Source organism: Lactobacillus sp. CA30L, assembly GCF_059900845.1.
This window is the reverse complement of record NZ_JBWXGB010000007.1, coordinates 31,454-50,330: the sequence shown is the minus strand read 5'-3', so window position 1 is coordinate 50,330 and position 18,877 is coordinate 31,454. Positions and strand designations below refer to the sequence as shown.

Sequence of the window (18,877 nt, the reverse complement as noted above, 5' to 3'; positions counted from 1 at the left end):
AAACCCTAGAGCCAAGCGGACTTACCGAAATGAGACCGTATTTATATAATACTAACTTAGATACTAGTAAGATACATGAAGATACTCAGTTAGACTTCAGTTCGAACAAATATTCGCCTCACCAAATTGAACAGCAAAACATGGATCTAGTTAATCATGTTACAGAAACAATGAGCGTTAAGGCTATTCCTGATTTTCTCAATCAGGCTTCGTTAAAACTAATTAAACTCTGGTGTAATACGCCCGCAGAGATCAATCGTTTTATCAGAATTATTCTGAACGCAAAAAATGCGGCCCAACAAGAAGCAATAGACAACGGTTTTGGCAATAATTCATACTTAGATTTGCAAAATGAAGTTCTCCAAACAGAAGTGACAAAGTGGCTGCGGAGTTACTTTGACCGCATTCGTGCAGCTGATCGGGATCCGAAAAAACGGGTTAATAATGCTGAAAACTATCTGTACACTACTATGCGCAACAACTTTAATAAACATATGCACGAACAGTTACAAAGTGCCAAAAAAGAGTAGTGCAATTTTGTATAAACGCTATTAAAAAATAAACAAAAAAAAGCAAGTCTAAAAGCTTAAAAAAAGCCTTTAAAACTGCTAATCAAGCTATTTTGTTAATATTATAATATAAAATAAATTACAAATTTTACAAAACGTAAATAATTTAAGTAAATATCTAAAACACAAAATATTTTATTTACGAAAAAAACAAGTGATTTCAACGATTCTACCAACTGCACCAAACTTTTTTTGCCAATTTCATAATTCAACAGTTGTAAAAGAAAAAATATAATTTATTTATCACTTGTTTTCAGATATTAATTTTTTAAATCGTCTATACAAAGTTGCACTACTAATGCCAGTTTCTTTAATAATAGTTTGTAACGGGGTTCCCTTTTTATATAGCCAATAAGCTTGGCTAATTTGCTCGTCACTGTATTTATTATTGCGCCCTTCATGAAAATTTGGGTCGTGCTTTCGTGCATAATCTTTACCTTCTTGTGTCCTAGTTAAAATCATATCTCGATCAAACTGGGCTACGGCTGAAAGAATTGTTACTGTTAGTTGTCCTGTGGGCGAGTTATCAATGACACCAAAATTTAAAACATTGATAGTTACGCCCTTATTAAATAGCTTTTTGACGGTGCTTAGCACTTCACTAGTATTTCTTGCAAATCGGTCAAATTTAGTAACGGTTAGTTGATCACCTTCTGTAAGTTTTGCCAATAATTGATTAAAGACAGGACGATTAGTCGTCGTACCTGTATATTTTTCTTGGAAAATTCTGTCTACTCCTGCTGCGGTTAACAAATCAATTTGCGTTTCTAATTTTTGGCCATTGGTGCTTACTCTTGCATAACCAAAATTCACGTATGCTTCTCCCTTAGTCCCACTCCGTAAGCAATGATAGCGCAAACATTGTTGGCTGTTTGCTGTTAGTATAACATTCTCTTCTGATTCTTACAACTGTTGAGTTATGAGAATTAAAACGATGGAGAAGGCCTCAACATGAAACAAAAATTTCACAATAAGGGTAAAGGGTTAGTAGCCACAATTGCTTTAGGACTAGCACTTTTAGGTAGCGGATATTCAAGTTTACTAAAAGATAAAGCTAGTGTTCCTAATATTCAGAACCAACTAAAAGTTAATAAACAAGTTGGAGGTCTTTCCGCTAAGCAATATCAATCATTAAGCAAAATTGATTATCATAGCGGAGAAAAAATAGTTCGCTTTGTTAATCATAATAATTCGACTTTAAATTCGCATAGTTGGCATAGTAATAGAATCATCTATCAGAATTTAGATAAATTGAATCGAACATCAGGATCCAATACAGCATTTTTAGAACGTCGAAATATCGCAAAACAAGCCAAAAGAACTCGTCAACAAGTCAAACCGACTGGTTGGCACTATCCATATCGGGACGGTGTACAAATCTATAATCGGGGACACCTAATCGCCTATTCTTTGTCTGGCGGTATTGATCAGTTTGGAAAATATACACCAAACAACGAAGGAGATCAGAACAATCCACGTAATCTGTTTACACAATCTGCATACACAAACCAGAAAATGCAAACAATTTACGAAGGAGAGGTGCGTAATGCGTTGTTAACGGGTCAAAAGGTTATCTATCAAGCAACGCCAATTTTTCGAGGTAATGAACTAATGGCACGAGGCATCAATTTACAGGCAAAATCAACAGACGGTATGCTAAATTTTAATGTCTATATCTTTAATATTCAGCCCCATTATCAATTTGATTATCAAAGTGGAGCGGTAAGAAAATCATGAGAAAGACTAGCACCACCAGTACGGGAACAGGAAAGAAAAGAGTAAAGCATTTAACCAACTACTCTATCAATGCACTTTTCCAAAAAGTCGTTAAGGTTCGAATGTTTAACAAAATCTGGATTAACGGACAAGATGGCAATTTTTATCAAATTGATTCCGAAAAAGAAATTATTCTAACAGAAGAACACAAGTATATCGGGACTGTACGACCGCTAAAGTATGTTTATCAAAATTTGCAAACTGGCTATGATTTGAACGGTAATCGGGTTTGCTATCGCAAACACCCTTATGCCAAACATAAGGAACCGGTAATCTGGTGTAAAACTTACAGGAAAATATTTTGAAATGAAAGTAATAAATTATTTACTGGACTTCATTTTCGCAATTGTAGGTCAAGTATTCACGTTCGCAATGTTACACGTCAAATTAAGCCTAGCTTTAATGGCACTTTTCCTATTTCTAATTTGTTTTATCGCCCATAAAGCACAAACGGGAAAGATATTTGGCTTCTGGTGGCAGCTTAACCGTTGTCTAGATCAAATTGTTACCAAGGGCCTGATCATAGCACCAATTTTACTTCTAATTGAATTGATATATTTCGGGTTAATTCTATTAAGGCTATATAAAGGTATTTAAGTTTAAAGGAGTACGCAATGAATAGTGTTGAAATTATTATCGGTTGTATATTCGGGGCGTATTTGATAATGAAAATTCGAGAATACATTAAGGCAGCCAGATTGATCAAGCAATCAACGATTAACCCACAAGAAGTAATTGATGACTATCATACCCAGTTGGCAACGATTAAAAACCAAATTGCTACTGTCCAAACACAACAACAAGATTTAACTGATCAGCCAATTAGTCATAAAGTTAAACGACAAATTAAGCACTTTGATAAGCAACTATCACAGTTGGATCAAAAACAAAAAGGGGTTGAAAATGCCTTAGCAGATTACCAAAAAATAATTAACGAACTGACCGAAAAGTCAGATATTAAACAGAATCTCCGCTCTTACTTACATAATAAATATCATCTTTGACTTAATTCTTGAAAGAGAAGTATTGCATAGACAACTGCAATTTGCAGAAAGGCAGCAGCGCCTTTTACTTCTATTGAGCAGCAATGCTCGTTTGTACATTGACAACGCGATAATGAAAACTGGCAGCACACTTAATAACCTGGTTATTTGTGCCGAAACTTGGAGTACAAGGTCAATATGAATTTTAATAACTGGACAAAATTTCCAAAGTGTTAAAAGAACTATTGTCGCTGCAACACTGCACCTTACCAAGCGGATCAGCCTATGGCGTGGAAAACATTGGAAACCACTGGAAAAAAACAGGAATGCTACAATCTGAGCCGGAGTGATAAGTAATTTAGGTATTGTCGTTATATACTAAATGATCTGCTGGACGGTGGTTGTCAGTTGCTCCCAAACTGTCCTCGCTATGTCTCCAGGACGAAGAGACACAAAAGCTTATGCTTAATAACCATAGGCAACGTTAAATACATCTGTACGTAGCTGTTAGCGTTATGGAAGATTATTATTAATCTTCTAGGAGGAAATGCCTCGCGAACTATAATGTCGCTGCTGTAAAGAACTAATTGAGGGGACGGCAGGAATCTGCTTAAGAATTTAATTAGGATCGTTATCCATTAAACGACTTGTCACTAAATTTTAGATTTATGACTAGAAAATTAATAATGGATCAGTGATTAGCTAGACGCTAAGTGAAAAGTCAAAGGTGCGCCTTTTTAGTCGAATATGATTAATTAACATGTAATGAGAGCCTTTGAAATAACACTTAATTTTGGTCAATGATCAAAGAAAACCAATTTGGTTGATGTTTGCGATAACAAAAATTTAGAAAAACAAATACGGGCGTATTATGCCCAATTTAATAAATTTGCGTATTAGTTTTTAGTGCGCAAAAAAGAAAAGAGGAAAGAAATGCCTAAAAAAGACGATCCGGTAGTGGCTGCATATCTAAAGCAATACAAGCACACTACTTATACTGAATGGGAAAAGAACATTATCTGGGATAGCTTTAAAACGGCAGTAACAAATAAGAAGTCCTCCATATATAAGCAAATTGTCGGCTTGGCTTATGAAAAATTAGAAAAAGAGGCTTATCAGCACATGAAAGTTGAGCATATTCATTTTGAGTAGGCGAAATAAGCGAAAACGGCTAGTTAGTAATGTTTTAGCAATTGTTCTACTGTTATTTTTGATAGGAGCAATTATTGTAGTTTTGAATTTCAATAAATTGCAGGGACAAGCAGCCAATTCGCTAGCCAATGACAAAATAGAATTACAACGACGAAATCATCAAACTAAAAAGCCAAATTATAATTTGAAAAAAGTTAAACCAATATCACCGCAAACTTTGGCCCATGCCTGGCGTTGTCGTCGTGACTATCGGGCAATTGGTCAAATTGCGGTACCGTCGGAGAATATTTTATTAAATATTTTTCGGGGTACAGGTAATGATGAGCTTGCTTTAGGCGTTGGTACTTTAAGATCAGATCAGCGAATGGGGCGGAATAACTATCCCTTGGCAGGTCATAATATGGATGATGGCCAAACTTACTTTAGCCCGTTATATACCGCTAAGGTTAGGGGACAACTTACTAAAGGAACACGTATTTTTTTGACCGATTTTAAGAAAGTATATTTTTATCGAATAGATATTGCCTATTTTATTGGTGTTTATAATCTACGGTTAGCTTTCAATCGGAAAAAATTTGCCAAAAAGCCGGTTATATCACTGTTCACGTGTGATTGGACAGGACAGGGTCGCTTGTTTGTTAGAGGTCATTTGACTGGCTCACAGTCTCTTAAATCAGCGTCTAGGTATGTTAGAAGCACGTTTAAAATTTAAGAAAGAAGGGATTAATTAATGTCAAGAGCTGTTCTTAGAAAAGAAAAGGACGGTAGAATAACCTATATTGGTCATGTACCGCCCGAATATCATTTAAAGCCTAATGAATATTACGGTAAGTTACCAGGAGAAGATCAAGGAAGTTACGTTAAGTAGCTTCCTTTTTTAATACAAAATTTTATTAAGTAGGAGGTAAGCAATGTCAAAAGTGAGCGTTAAGTGCCAGATGTTGAAATCGGAGTACAAAGCTGTCGAAGACTTCTTGCGGGCCAATTTTGAAATGTCACGAGGAGACGAAAAAGATTTTATTTCGATGATGATTTTTTACTTTGCAAACGAGGAATTACAACTAGAAGAAGATAATCAAGATACCTTTGACTTTAAGAAAGTCATTAATGATTTTTGGGAAGTCCAGTATGAAATTAACCAAGCAGAAGATAGTAGCTGCATGATTGCAGCAAAAATACCAATTCAGACTTTTACAAAGTTGTTTAATAAACAACGAAGTTTGTATCCAGAAATTGCAAAGTGCGAAGATAAAGTAAAAAGGAATTTCATCGTTTACCTTAGCTACATTTTAGTTAGTTCAATTAAGGGTGGTAAATTAAGCCCTAAGTTTATCTTTGATAAAAAGATTGGAATTAAGCAATAAGGAGAATAAAGAATGCAAAAGATAATAACGATCAGAGTACCGCAATCAGAATATAGCAAATTGAGTGGTATGTTGGCGGGCCTGGCACAGAGCTTGTCACAAAAGATGAAGTCGACAATAAAGCCTCCTAGTGCTGGCAAATCACTAGTGACTTATGCTTTTCGAGAATTACAGAAAGAAGAGTTGCTAAAGAGAGCGCCAATTGAACAGAGACGAGCATGGGGACAAGTGATTTTGCCATCTTGGTTGAGGGCCGATATTGGCGAGCCGCTGACAATTGTGCAGCTAGAAATGGGTGAAGCTGGTTATGAGAGAATGATAGCCTGGATGAAAGACTTATATCCTGATGTTTATAACAATAAGAAGATTAACAATGATGATTTTATTGGAGCGCTAGGTATTACCTACGCACACCGGATTATGGCCGGCAATGTATCATTAGAAGTGGCACTTCCTTAAGAAAACTAATGAGTTAAAACAATCTGAAAGGAAGTGATTCTATGCAGTAATTCCAATTTAAAAAAGTAAAAATAATGTTTAACGGCACCGTTACTTAAAGAAGTAACGGTGCTTTTTTTGTTTGAAGAGAAAGGATAGCTATGAAAAAGCTAACAAAGAAACAGGCTAGAAAAGTATTAGCTACAATGGGCACTGGCCTTGCTTTGGCTGGTGTAGGTGTGGGTATTGCCTATAATAACGATTCGCAGCCGATTACGATTAACGCCCATGCTGCTGAACAAGCTAAGCTGGGAACGGACGCAACTTTTGGCAAAGGCAAAGATATTGCGTTTCAAATTGTTTATCAAATTCCAATAGATTCTCATATCAATAAGATAGAATTTTATGATAAATTCGAAACTTGCTTTGATTATCAAAAAGTAAGAATTTTTGATGAGAACAATAATGATGTGACTGATCAAGGTAAGACGGACTTTGACAAGGTAACTAACACGGTTAGTTGGCAAGCCAATGATCCTAAGAAGTGGTTCGGGCGCAAGATGACTATGCGGCCTGTTGTTAATTTGAAAGAAAATGCTGACTTATCCAAATATTTAGATAAAAATACCAATCAGTATAATATTCCAAACATTGGTAATATGAAAATTAACGACAAAGATATTCCGTCAAACAAGGTTGAAGTTCATACGCCAAATGATAAGGAACCAACTGTATTTAAACAGGTTGAAGATAAAGACGGGCAATATGTATCTAAGGCGAAGTACAATATTGGCGACACAGTCCACTATCGGGTCACCTACACGGTACCAAAGAACGGTAAGGATATTTCCAATGTCCAATTTATGGACGATCTAGAGGACGTATTAGACCTCAAAGAGGTTAAGGTCACAGACGACAAGGGGAACGATATTACTAAGACCGATGGTGACTTAAAGATTGATGATGACAAAGAAAGCTTTGTCTGGCAGCCAACTAACGATTACCTGTTAAAAATGCCGGATCATTCTTACACTGTCGATATATCAGCCAAGATTAAGCCTAATGTCGACCTAAGCAAGTATATTGATAAGGCCTCTAATGAATATCAGATTCCAAATATTGCCAAAATTAAATATAACGATAAAGAAACACCGTCAAACGAGGTTCACGTTATCACGCCGCCACCGGTTGATAAGAATAAGGTAGTTAAATCTGTCCAAGGTATATCAGGTAGCTATCATGAAGATAAAGATAACGTTGAAATTGGCCAAGATTACACGTATAAAATTCAATTTACGCCTAAACAAGGAATAACCTTGAAGGACGTTGAGTTTAGTGACGACCTTGAAGACGTTCTTGATCTTCAAAAGGTGGTAGTACAGAATCCGGACGGTAAAGATGTTACTGATTCTGACGGGACGATGAAGATTGACAACAACAAGGAAAGCTTTATCTGGCAGCCTAAAGATGATGTAGTTAAGACGATGGGCGGAAAGACTTATACTGTACTTGTGACAGCAAAGGTCAAGGGTGACGCCGATCTGCAGAAGTATATCAAGAACAATGTAATCGAAATTCCGAACACGGCCCACATGAAAGACAGTGGCGAAGATACGCCGTCGAACACGCCAATCGTAACGCCAAAGGTTGAGGAATCAAAGGCAAAGAAGGGGATTGTGCGTGATCCGTCCAACTGGATCAAATTCTTTGGTAATAAAGCAGAAACATCTGCTGGCCAAACTAGTGGTGACAAAGTCGATCAAGCAATTGACGCTAATGCGCATAATGCCAAGATTGAAGCGGCTAAGAAATTAGTTGTTCAAAATTCAGATGGCTCTTACCGCAAGGCAAATAAAGATGTAACCGATAAAGAATTCAATGACGCACTAGAAACTCTAACTAAACCGTATAAATTAGCTGAAAAAATCAATCTTAATGATCAAAAAGATACTAGTGTATCAACCACCGCACCATCTAGTGCTAGTGATTTGAAAGAGATCATTAATGCAACTACGGTTGAAAGTAACACAGCAGCCAGAGGTGACGCACTGGATTACCTGTTAACCTTTGATATTGGTAACAATGCCAATATGAAGTCCTTGGTCTTAAGTGACGACCTTGAAAACGTGCTGGACTTGAAGAATGTAGTTATTTTGGATAGTGAAGGTAATAATATTACCAATGACGGTGCACTTACGACTAGTGATAGCGACGAAAGTTGGACTTGGACGGCTAAGGATCCGACTAAGTATTCCGGTAAGAAAGTATATGCAGCGGTGGCAGCCAATATTAAATTAGATGCCGATCTTACTTCCTACACTGACAAGCAGATTCCAAACGTGGGCCACTTACAGATTAATGGTAAGGATACACCAACCAATGTAGTTAAGACGAAATTAAATGGCGATCCAGATCCTATGAAAGATCCAAAGAATCCGAACAGTCCGCTTAACCCGAATAACCCAAAGAATCCGAACAATCCAAATAACCCGAAAAATTCAAAGAATCCAAAAGATCCTAAGAAAGATAAAGATAAGAAAAATAAGAAAGGTAAGAATCCAAAGAAAAATCCAAAGGATCCGAATAAGGGAATTCTAAAAGGTGACGGTACTAATAATCCAGTAACAGGTAAGAATGGCTTCCTGCCAAGAACTGGGCACTTTGTCCTGTCGCACATTGGATGGATTGTGAGTGTTCTGATGGCCGGAGTAGCTGGAACTGTGTTCTACTTATACAAGAAGAATGAAGATTTTAAGGAGAAGGTAGATAAAATTATTAGAAAGTAAACAGTAAAGAAGTATAATTGAGGTAACACTAGATATTGTTGGTTAGATCAATGATATGCAGCTTGCTAACCAAGACGTAATATATTTATTTACAGTTTTAGAAGGTTGTCAGATCAATAATGAAGGGAGTTATCTTGTGTAACTCCTTTTTTGTTAATTATTTCTACTTTTAGGCTACATTTGTAGCCTTTTATGTTATAATAAAGATAACTAAAGGAGGTAGATTGCTATGGTAGTTACATCTGTACGATTTCCAGATGACGTATATCAGAAGGTAAAAGAGATGGCAGATTTTTCTGGAGTTAAAGTTACCACTTATATGAGAGAGGCTATTTTGGAAAAAATAGAAGATCAAGAAGACTATAAAGAATGTGTTGCAGAAGTTAAGAAAATGACCGGTACCGTGTCACGTGAAGACGTGATGAAAGAAGTCTTTGGCAGCGAAAATGACTAAATTTTCGTGGAAGTTTTCAAAAAACTGTTTTAAACAATTCAAAAAACTGGATAAACCTGTACAAAAAGTCTTGCTTAAGTGGCTTGAATCGCACATCCAAGATGCTAGTGATCCACGAATTTGGGGAAAAGCCTTAGAAGGTAAATTGCAAACTTATTGGCGGTATAGAGTTGGAAAATACCGCATTTTAGCAGAAATTCAAGATAGCGAATTTATCGTTTTGGTCGTAAAAGTTGCAAAGCGCAACGATATCTACAAAAAGTAGAGAACGGAAATAATTATGAAAAAGAACAGCATTTTAATTGGTCTGGCAACAGCTACATTATTAAGTGTCGGTGTAATTGGAATTACTGGCAACATTGGCGTAAGTTCACCGCAGACAGTTCAAGCTGCCAAGAAAGGTTATAAGATTCAGCTGAAGCACAATGCTTACATTTTTAATAAGAGGGGCAAGCGCAAAGGTAGAAAGACCTTGAAAAAGGGAAAAACCCTTACAGCCTATCGCAAGGTAAAGATTAAGGGCAAGAAGTTTTATAAACTAAGTAAAGGACGCTACCTTAAAGCGGGCAATATAAAAAAGATCGGTAATGCAAGCCATAAAAGGGTTTCTGTAACTATCATTACTAACCATACACAAGTTTATAACGCTAAAGGGCAATTGACCGGTAATACTCTTAGAAAAGGTCTGGTTGAAAAAACGTATGGTACGGCGATCATAAAAGGTAAAAAATATTACTTAATTGGCGGTAATCACTATATACGTGTTAATAACGCTAAAATAATAAGTAGTAAACCTACACAAATTGAACCTGTTAATGATGATCAGAATACCAATACTGGAATAACAGAGATTGAATCTGGCAAAGATGATTTAACAAGTAAAACTGAGAATCCTACTGTAGATGAAATTAAGCAGTTGTTAGAAAATAGTAATGACAAGTCAGGATATGCTGTATATTTTTCAGATAAACAACTTGCTCAAATAAAGAATAGTTTATGGGAAAAAATTCAAAAATATAGGATTGAAAACGGATATCCAGCATATAAATCTAATTCTGAGTTAGATGATTTCATCGCAAAAGTTTCACAAAGTTCAAGCAATATGTATAACTATGCGGAAGATATAAATAGTTCTAATATAGAACAGTATGTACCTAATTTAGCAAGTCAAAATATAAATGCAATTAGGGCTTTTGATCATTATAAATATTACGGTCATTATTATATGGGAGCGGTAACTGAATTTAATATTAAGGATCGTGACCCAGAACATGTTGCAATTGAAATTTTTAACAGCTTAAAAAATGATTCATTTTATGATGAAGCAATATTAGGAAAAGATGATAAATTATCTTTTGCATCTTTAGGCCTGAATTATAATTGGAATGGAAATCATTCTAGCGTAGGATTAGTATTTATTGAAGTATCAGGTAATAGTCAAAAATGGATAGACTATTACAACGCTAACTAAGTAGCGAGAGCTAATTAATATTTAAAGCATTACTAGAAGTAATGCTTTTTTTGTTAGAAAGGAAAAGTAATGAATTTAGTACAAAATCCGTCAAAAGGGCGGAATAAGAAAATAGGGTACACATTAGTGGCTGCGCTAGCCTTGTCAATGGGATTAACTATGGCAGGTACTAGAACAGTGCACGCTGACAATGCACAAATGATTGATTTGCCAAAAGGGACTAATGCTCAGAAAAACAAAATACCAGGCCAATATGCTTTTGCTGGACAAGTAAATCAAGGTATAACTAAAGTTACACCATTTGGAGCAACTAACTCAGATTGGTCAACATCTTCCAGTCATACAGAAGACATGACTAAGCATTGGTACGCATTCCGATTGTCTGGTGACTCAGATAATAATGATCAATGGAAAGGGAAGGTAGGTATCTATTATTCAAATGTAGGTACATATCAAGGCCATACTGTTGATATTAAAATAACTATGCTTGACTGGAAAGTACAGAATTATCGTTGGGAAGATACTAACGGAAATGGGAAAATTGACAAGAAAGTACCGGTTAAAACAGCTTATGCGGCTTTTGGAAAAGACGATTTTGAAATATTTACACCTGGTATGGGTGCGGTTAAATATCGTTTAGACTATCTTGATCATGATACACATAAACCCGTTAAATTGACGGCGGCATGGACTTTTGATGATATTGATGGTAACCAATGGGTAGGTATAGAGCCTTCGACTCTGTCTAGTATTGATCAAATTTTTTATGGTGATCCAGATAATGGCAATACTTGGTTAAGTTATAAAAAGATGGGTGGTATAGATTATATCTATTCAAATGCACATCAACATAATGATGCTGTTATACAGAATGGGCATAATGCAGGTACTTTGACCTCTAAACAACCAAAAGGTAGTTTTACTGCCGCATATTCTGAATCGTCTAGTTTTATTATAGACTGGGTTTTTGGTCAAAATACTGGGAAACACGCTGTTGAAGATCAAGAGGACTTAGAGAAAGATAGTAGTTACTGGAATAGAGTTGGGAAATATGATCCAGACGCAGATACAAAATATCCAATAAAAAACATTTCGTCATACGTCGATGCGACATTTTTTAATCATGCGTATTTGAAATTTGGCACAACCCCAATGCTTAAGGATAAACCTAAGGAGCCAAAGAAGTTTGATTCAGATTCTGATGAAGGTACTAATACCCCATCAGAAATCGGAACAGATAAGTCAATAGATCATGATCTCTTAAAGAATCGTTATGAGGAATATCATTATCAAATAATGCATGACGTGCCAAAGGTTCGTCCTAATTTGAAATATGATCTCTATATGATCACAGATCAAATAGATAAAGATCTTGATGTTTCAAACGTTCATGTATATAACAGGGCTAACCAAGATGTAACTTACATGTTTACAGTTAATGTCGATAGTAATAACAAACTTTCGGTAATTGCTAAAGATTCTTCTTTAGGACACGATGATTTTTATCGTGAACAGTACAAGATTACGTTTGATGCAAAGATTAAACCAGGTGTAAGTCTTGCGGACCACCAAGACCCCAAACATAAAGATCAAGCCGTTGTTTACAACGAAGCCAAAGTAACTACTTCGAATGGGACGGCCGATAGTAATAAAACTACGACCAATGTTCCATTTACACCTAAAGACCAAACTAAAGCAATTTCCACTGACGGTAACGGCAAGGGCGATTCACTCCAGGTTGACTATGATGAAAACTACAAGTATACCGTTGATGTTGCAGCCCCTGATGGTGAAGATATTAAAACTTTAGAGCTTAAAGATAAGCTTGAAGATGTTCTTGACCTGAAGGATATTAAGGTTTACGACCAAGACGATAATAATAAAGATGTAACCGATCAAGGTAAGCTGACTAAAGACAATAACACGGCCGACTGGGTAGCAACTGAACCACAAAAGTGGCACGGTAAGCACTTGAGAATGGTTATTACTGCCAGCGTGAAGAATACGCCAGATCTAATGCAGTATTTGGATAAGGCTACTGGTGTAATCAAGGTGCCTAACAAGGCTATTTGGATTATCAATGGCAAGGACGATCCGACTAACATCGTTTACGTTGAGCCAAAGGGCCCAAAGGCAAGCGTTCAGAAGTGGATTGAATTACCTGATTTGAACTAAAAAGTTAAATAAATTTCTGATAGCCGTAACCAAATTAAAATGGTTACGGCTTATTTATTTTGAGGGAAGAATAAGATTTAGCGTGACCTACTCCCTCGGGCCGGGTGCGTGGTGGGCAGTTGAAGATTAAGTAAGCAGCAAATTAGTAGCTAAAAGCTAGTAGTTTGCTGCTTTTTTTGTTTGATGAAGTGGGTGGTTAAGATGTACTGCTCTGTACCCAGTGACTAAAGCTAAATAAGACGATTTAAGCGCCTTTAAGCAGTGCTGGGACAATTATACAAAAAGGATTAAAAGGCCTCATAGCGGACTGCTTGTGGGGCTAGAAATGAAGTAATAAATAGATGTGTAAAAGAAAAGAAGAGGTAAAAAAATGAACTACTTAGTTAATCAATTATTCCTGGCAGCAGCTTCAACTGGAGGAGATCCTGTAGGTAAGCTTACTAAAGCTTTGGAGTGGTTAAAAACAGATGGTACTAAAGTTGGTTTAGGCACAGCCGTTGTTATGCTGGTTATTGTCGGTATCATGTTTCTATTTGGCGGACGTGCGGCTCAAATAGCAAAAAGCCATTTGGTCAATATTTTTGCTGGAATCGCAATTATTGCATTAGCAGCAATCTTAGTTCCGTGGATAGCTGGACTATTCGCCTAATGTGAATTTTTAAAAGAGGGAGCTTGGTATGAGCAAAATCAGATTTGTGAACGTACCTCGAAGTTATCGTAGAAGTCTTATTGGCAACCGTGTTCTTAGCGGTAGTAAACTCATGGATCTAGCAACTGCTGACCAAAGAGTAAAAAAATTGGCCAAAAAGCTAACCGATGACCGAACAGTGAAACTAGATTTAGAAATTGAACCTGATCGAGATGATCAGGCTTTTTCAGTTTATGGCGTTCATATTGAACATGCAGATCAAAACTTAGGATTAAGAAGTATTGCTGATCGTTTGGTTATTGATTCCAGTAACGAAGAAAAAAGCGATCAAAACGCAGAAAGATTAGCTAATTTACTTGAAAGTGAATTACGTGATGATCAAGAAGACACTGCTACTGATATGGATTACCTATTTAGTGATAGTGAGAGTAAAGGAGAAAATGAAGATGAAAGTATTCAGAATGATCAACGCCCCGTGAGGGGCGTTGCCCCTACAGAAATTGAAGAGAGTAACGATAAAAATACAGAAGAAGTAGATTCTAAAGCTACTAAAGAAGTTGCTCCAGCAGCAAAGCCACAGGTTGCTCCTGATCCAAAAGATTTTTACAAAGGTACTGATGATGAGTATAAAAGTGAGATAGCTGAACCAGCAGCAACGGAAAAAGAAGTGATAGCTCGGTCCGCTTATATTGCAGATAAAAATATTTTTCAAGCCGTACCTGATAAAAATTATGAACAGATCTTTGATTTAACTGAAATTAAGCGGCGGCTAGGCTATGTCGACAATCCGCAAGATAAATATCAACGAAAATTAAATGCGCAAATTGATAGTGATTTAGAGAAGTGTCATTTAAAGAATGCGGCAGCCGAATATGAACGTGAAGCTGCTAAGTTGAAAAATGCAACAATTAATAAGCTAAATGAAGCATATAGCGAAGTTAATAAGGTTCTGATTGAAGACACGGTTCAGGGTCAAGCGAACAATGAAATACTAGAAAAGAGTGGCCAAGCTAGTGAAGAGAAACAGACTAGTCAAAAAGAAGCCGAGCAAAAAATTGCTGCTAAAAAGCAAGAGCTGGAAGACGAAATGGAGCGCAGAATTGCCGAATTTAAACGGCAAATTGAAGAAGAAATGCGTCACCGTCAAGAAGCAGTTGAAAATGAGCAGCGACTTTGGCTTGAAAAGCGTAATAATCAGGTTGATCAAGATTTAAAGCAGAAAGAAAAGGCTGTAAAAGATAAGTTTCGATTGCAAGAAATTCAAAAACGTAATAATGAATTGCGTGACTTGCACCAGCAAACTGAGAATAGTTACAGTCAAGAATTGGAAAAACTATTTAATCAGCATAAAAATAAATTTGCTACTAATTTGGTCCACCTTGAAAGGAGCGTGCAAACACAGAGTAGCCGGATTGATCGGCAAAAGAAGAAAGACGAAAAGACTAAGGAAATGCTTGCGCAACAACAAGCAAAAATTCAGGCAATTAACCGTGCCAACCAGCTAAAAGAAAAAGAGCTTAAATATTTAGAACAACATGATAAGGAATTTCCGACTAAATTAACTGAAACTTTGTCTGCTGGTGTTGCTAACGCTATTAAAGAGGCCCTAAAAGAACAACAAAAGGCTGCTGCAGCAGGTAAAACAATTGATCTAGATAAAGCGATTGGCGAGCATATTAAGGCTAATAGTCTATTACCGGTTGTTACTAACCCAGATAAGGATTTAGTAGAAACAGGCGATTTTGAAAAGATAGATAATCAAGCTAGTCAAGTTCGAGGTCATAAAACTGTTCGTATGCTTGGGTTGGCAGCTGTTCTGCTTCTAGGAGTGAGTGCAGCAGGATATGGCTACTGGTACTATCAGCCTAAAACAATGCCAATAACCCAGACGCAAAAGTCGGCTAAAGATCACGCAAGGCAATCGAAAAATTCGCAAGCAAAGAGTAAGCAAGTGGCAGGCGGGCCTGTACAAGGCAGCCAGAGTAAGAATAAGCGCAAAGTCCATGACAGTAACGTTATTCTTTATCACGCAGCCAAACGGTGGTCGGCTAAAATAGATGTTCTAGACGGTGCTTTAGGTCAGGGCGACATTAGAGCGTTGAAGGAAATTAACGATGCCCACCCGACGTGGATTAGTAGGCTGTATTATGCAGTAGCAGCTAATGATCAAGCCGGTATGCGGGCCATTTATCTACAACTAACGCCTCGGCAAAAAGAAAAAACGAGCTATGCTGCCCGGCACGCAATTGCACTGTCTTTCTACAATATTAAAGATTGGCAGAATGGCTGGTTAGCAAGGAATGGATATTAAAGGAGGGTTGCTGTGAAACGAGGAGACGTATCATTAATGCACAAATTGCAGAAAATGGTACATGAACTTACAAAAGGGCGGCCAGCTGGTGAAATGCTACCTGATCAGGGTAACATTCAACTTAGACGTGGCCGCTTAAATAAGAAAACTATGATTGTTATGATCATAGTTTTTTTGTTGTTATTATATCTAGACAATAGCTTGCATTGGTTAGCAACTCTGTTGCAAGAACAATCCAAAATGCCAATAGGTCACTTCTCCTTACCAATAGATAAGGCTCTAATTTGGGGCCTGAATCCATTTATGAACAAAGTAAAATTAATTGAAGTATTAATTCTACTAATTATTAGTCCTATTATTACTATTTTGGGGCTATCAAAGGCTGGGATAGCGATTAATGGTGAAGCGGCAAGTAGTATTGCTTATGGCCAAAAAGGAGATAGTCGTTTTACTACGCTCAAAGAAATCAAGGAGCAGTACGAGAGTATTCCAGAAAAAGATGAAACTTTTCCAGGATATGGTGGAATTCCAATTAGTCACTATGGAAATCGATATTTTATTGATAATGATTCTGTCAACAATATAATCGTTGGGACTAGTAGATCAGGTAAAGGCGAGATGATCGTAATACCATTTATTGACAATTTGTCTCGAGCTGAAAATCAATCTTCAATGGTTGTTTATGATCCAAAGAAAGAATTATATACTGCGTCAGCAGCAACCTTGAAAAAGAGAGGGTATGAAGTGTATCTATTGGATCTAGGCAATCCGATGAAGTCGATGTCTTATAATCCGTTAAACGTGATAGTTAAACAGGTGGAAAAAGGCGAAGACCCAGCACAAATGATCAATAGTGTCACCTATCCGATTATGCTTAATAAAGATAAAGGAGTGAATGAATGGGCGTATAAAAATGGTCAAGGAGAATTAAATGGTGCAATTGATCGTTTAATTAAATATTGCCTTAATCCTGAAAACTTTGCAGATCATAAAGCGCACCCGGAAAGAATCACACTCTACAATGCAATTGATTTCATTATTGAAACAAACGGTGTTAACTGGTATGAAAAAGTAGGCATAAAAGTTATTACTCATAATGTTTTAAATGATTATTTTACCCATTTGCCGCAAGGATCTTACGCTAAACAGCAGTATGCGGCAGTCGCTTCATCAGATTCTAAAGCATTGGGAACAATTAATTCAGTCGTAGAAGAACAATTAAGTCCTTTTACATTAGTAGGGAATGCAACTATGACTTCGATGAATTCCTTTGAATTAAAATCAATTGGCTTTTCCAAATACCTAAGTTTTAGGCTACCTAAAAAATATGCTTCAACGAAACTGATACTGCGCTTTAGAAAGGCTGCAACAAAAGAAAAGCCGCAATCTAAGATTATTGCGGAACATAAGATTGAAACTAACCAAACGGGTTTTGTTGAATACAATTTTGATGATAAGTTAGTGACTGGTGATTGGGTTGAACTAAGCTATGATAGTCCAAAAGGGGCGCTTCACAGTGTCTTTGAACTAGAACTAGCAGATAATAATGGCAAGCAAGGCGAACACGAGGCGGCAATTAAGCCCTTGTATAATCAATTGGAGACAACTAATTTTCGCTTGTCTTATTCTGAAAAGCCGATTGCCGTTTTTATGGCGATTCCTGATTATGATGATTCAAACAGTACATTAGCAACGATTTTTATTAATCAGCTGTATGGAGAATTAGCAAGGCAATGTGAGCTTGTTCCTGGTCATAGAACTTTTAGAAGGGTGCACTTTATTCTAGATGAATTTGGTAACTTAAAACCAATTGAAAATATGGACAAGGTTATGACAGTTTCAGCGGGGCGTAATATAGATTACTCCCTATTTTTGCAGTCATATGAACAACTTAATACGTATTATGGAAAATTTGCCGCAACCATTAAGGAACAAGGTCAGAACCAAATTCTAATTAAATGTAATAATATTTCAACGAATGTAGAATTTAGTAAGGCTGCTGGCCAAAAGACGGTAGAAGCAAGCAGCACCGGTAATAGTAGCAGCGAAAGGAGTAGATCGCAGAGTTATAATGTTCGGGCAGAAGCTGAATCAATAATTACGCCAAGCCGTTTACAACAAATGCTGGAGGGTGAAGACTTGATACTGCGGGTAATTCACCGTAAAGATAAATGGGGGAATCGGGTACGCCCGTATCCTGTTTTTAATACGGGAAAGACGCTTATGCCTTATGCACATACATTTTTAAAAGATTCGTTCAATACAAATAATGAATTAGTTGAAGTGGAATGTTTGCATAAGAATTTAAAATTACGTGATCTACAAATAGATTTTGCTGACTTTTTGAGTGAAGCTGCTTCTGAATATTCAGTTCAAGCATACAAAGATAACGTTGCACAGGCGGCTAATAGTAAGCAAAACAAAGATACTGAAAAGAAAGATGGTAAAAAAATGGATAATGAATTTATGGGTGAAATTCCAGATGATTTAATGATAGATAAGAATTTGACACCAAAAGAAGAGGAGAAACGGAGCAATTCAGATTTTGCAAGACTAGTTGAAGGCTATAAAACTGAAAAAGAAATAGATCCAGAACTAGCCGAAAAAATACTTAATGATTTTGATAGTGATAATTTTGAACAGATAAAAGTTGAACTTAACAGCATTGAAAATGATGAGGTTCGTGAAGAGCTGGAGGTTGAATTTAATAAAGAAATAAAATAATACGTTTAAACATCAAGGGAAAGGC

At 36.6% G+C, this 18,877-nt stretch carries 16 protein-coding genes and 1 pseudogene; 16 read left to right on the top strand and 1 reads right to left on the bottom strand.

The window, feature by feature from the left end; genetic code table 11:
- A pseudogene (locus AC2JF8_RS08235) lies at positions 1-530 on the top strand (replication initiator protein A); the annotation flags it as partial.
- A gap of 282 nt (positions 531-812) precedes the next feature.
- Here the strand turns inward: AC2JF8_RS08235 and AC2JF8_RS08230 are convergent.
- Complete coding sequence (locus AC2JF8_RS08230; RefSeq protein ID WP_500762649.1) at positions 813-1,382, bottom strand: recombinase family protein; 570 nt, start codon at positions 1,380-1,382, stop codon at positions 813-815.
- A 138-nt stretch (positions 1,383-1,520) separates the two neighbouring features.
- Between AC2JF8_RS08230 and AC2JF8_RS08225 the strand changes: the two genes are divergently transcribed.
- The 15 genes from AC2JF8_RS08225 to AC2JF8_RS08155 all read left to right on the top strand — a co-directional run bounded on the left by AC2JF8_RS08225 (position 1,521) and on the right by AC2JF8_RS08155 (position 18,852).
- Positions 1,521-2,306: a DNA/RNA non-specific endonuclease gene (locus tag AC2JF8_RS08225; RefSeq protein WP_500762648.1), complete on the top strand. Its 786-nt coding sequence runs from the start codon at positions 1,521-1,523 to the stop codon at positions 2,304-2,306.
- The gene (locus tag AC2JF8_RS08220) at positions 2,303-2,650 is read left to right on the top strand and encodes a hypothetical protein (protein WP_500762647.1); all 348 of its coding nucleotides are present in this window, start codon (positions 2,303-2,305) and stop codon (positions 2,648-2,650) included. Before AC2JF8_RS08225 ends, AC2JF8_RS08220 begins: the two co-directional genes overlap by 4 nt.
- 309 nt (positions 2,651-2,959) lie before the next feature.
- Positions 2,960-3,349 carry a hypothetical protein gene (locus AC2JF8_RS08215; protein WP_500762646.1) on the top strand — a complete coding sequence of 130 codons (390 nt, stop codon included), beginning with the start codon at positions 2,960-2,962 and terminating at the stop codon, positions 3,347-3,349.
- Positions 3,350-4,261: 912 nt separating this feature from the next.
- A complete protein-coding gene (locus AC2JF8_RS08210; protein WP_500762645.1) occupies positions 4,262-4,480 on the top strand; it encodes a hypothetical protein in 219 nt (72 codons plus the stop codon).
- 58 nt (positions 4,481-4,538) lie between these two features.
- Entirely contained in the window at positions 4,539-5,192 is a 654-nt protein-coding gene (locus AC2JF8_RS08205; RefSeq protein ID WP_500762644.1) for a class A sortase, read from the top strand.
- A gap of 199 nt (positions 5,193-5,391) precedes the next feature.
- Positions 5,392-5,844: a hypothetical protein gene (locus tag AC2JF8_RS08200; protein ID WP_500762643.1), complete on the top strand. Its 453-nt coding sequence runs from the start codon at positions 5,392-5,394 to the stop codon at positions 5,842-5,844.
- 12 nt (positions 5,845-5,856) lie between these two features.
- Positions 5,857-6,303, top strand: a complete 447-nt coding sequence (locus AC2JF8_RS08195) for a hypothetical protein (protein WP_500762642.1) — start codon at positions 5,857-5,859, stop codon at positions 6,301-6,303.
- Between the two features lie 140 nt (positions 6,304-6,443).
- The gene (locus AC2JF8_RS08190; RefSeq protein WP_500762641.1) at positions 6,444-9,068 is read left to right on the top strand and encodes an isopeptide-forming domain-containing fimbrial protein; all 2,625 of its coding nucleotides are present in this window, start codon (positions 6,444-6,446) and stop codon (positions 9,066-9,068) included.
- A 229-nt stretch (positions 9,069-9,297) separates the two neighbouring features.
- On the top strand, positions 9,298-9,522 hold the full coding sequence (gene relB / locus AC2JF8_RS08185; protein WP_500762640.1) for a type II toxin-antitoxin system RelB family antitoxin: 225 nt from the start codon (positions 9,298-9,300) through the stop codon (positions 9,520-9,522).
- The gene (locus AC2JF8_RS08180) at positions 9,515-9,787 is read left to right on the top strand and encodes a type II toxin-antitoxin system RelE family toxin (RefSeq protein WP_500762639.1); all 273 of its coding nucleotides are present in this window, start codon (positions 9,515-9,517) and stop codon (positions 9,785-9,787) included. The genes relB and AC2JF8_RS08180 overlap by 8 nt, the downstream gene beginning before the upstream one ends.
- Before the next feature lie 15 nt (positions 9,788-9,802).
- Positions 9,803-10,993: an SLAP domain-containing protein gene (locus AC2JF8_RS08175; RefSeq protein ID WP_500762638.1), complete on the top strand. Its 1,191-nt coding sequence runs from the start codon at positions 9,803-9,805 to the stop codon at positions 10,991-10,993.
- 69 nt (positions 10,994-11,062) lie between these two features.
- Positions 11,063-13,168 (top strand): isopeptide-forming domain-containing fimbrial protein, encoded by a 2,106-nt coding sequence (locus tag AC2JF8_RS08170; RefSeq protein WP_500762637.1) that lies wholly within the window; start codon positions 11,063-11,065, stop codon positions 13,166-13,168.
- Positions 13,169-13,538: 370 nt separating this feature from the next.
- The gene (locus AC2JF8_RS08165) at positions 13,539-13,817 is read left to right on the top strand and encodes a TrbC/VirB2 family protein (RefSeq protein WP_046331746.1); all 279 of its coding nucleotides are present in this window, start codon (positions 13,539-13,541) and stop codon (positions 13,815-13,817) included.
- Between the two features lie 112 nt (positions 13,818-13,929).
- Positions 13,930-16,128, top strand: a complete 2,199-nt coding sequence (locus AC2JF8_RS08160; RefSeq protein WP_500762636.1) for a hypothetical protein — start codon at positions 13,930-13,932, stop codon at positions 16,126-16,128.
- A gap of 12 nt (positions 16,129-16,140) precedes the next feature.
- Positions 16,141-18,852 (top strand): VirD4-like conjugal transfer protein, CD1115 family, encoded by a 2,712-nt coding sequence (locus AC2JF8_RS08155; RefSeq protein WP_500762635.1) that lies wholly within the window; start codon positions 16,141-16,143, stop codon positions 18,850-18,852.
- The last annotated feature ends 25 nt before the right edge of the window (positions 18,853-18,877 follow it).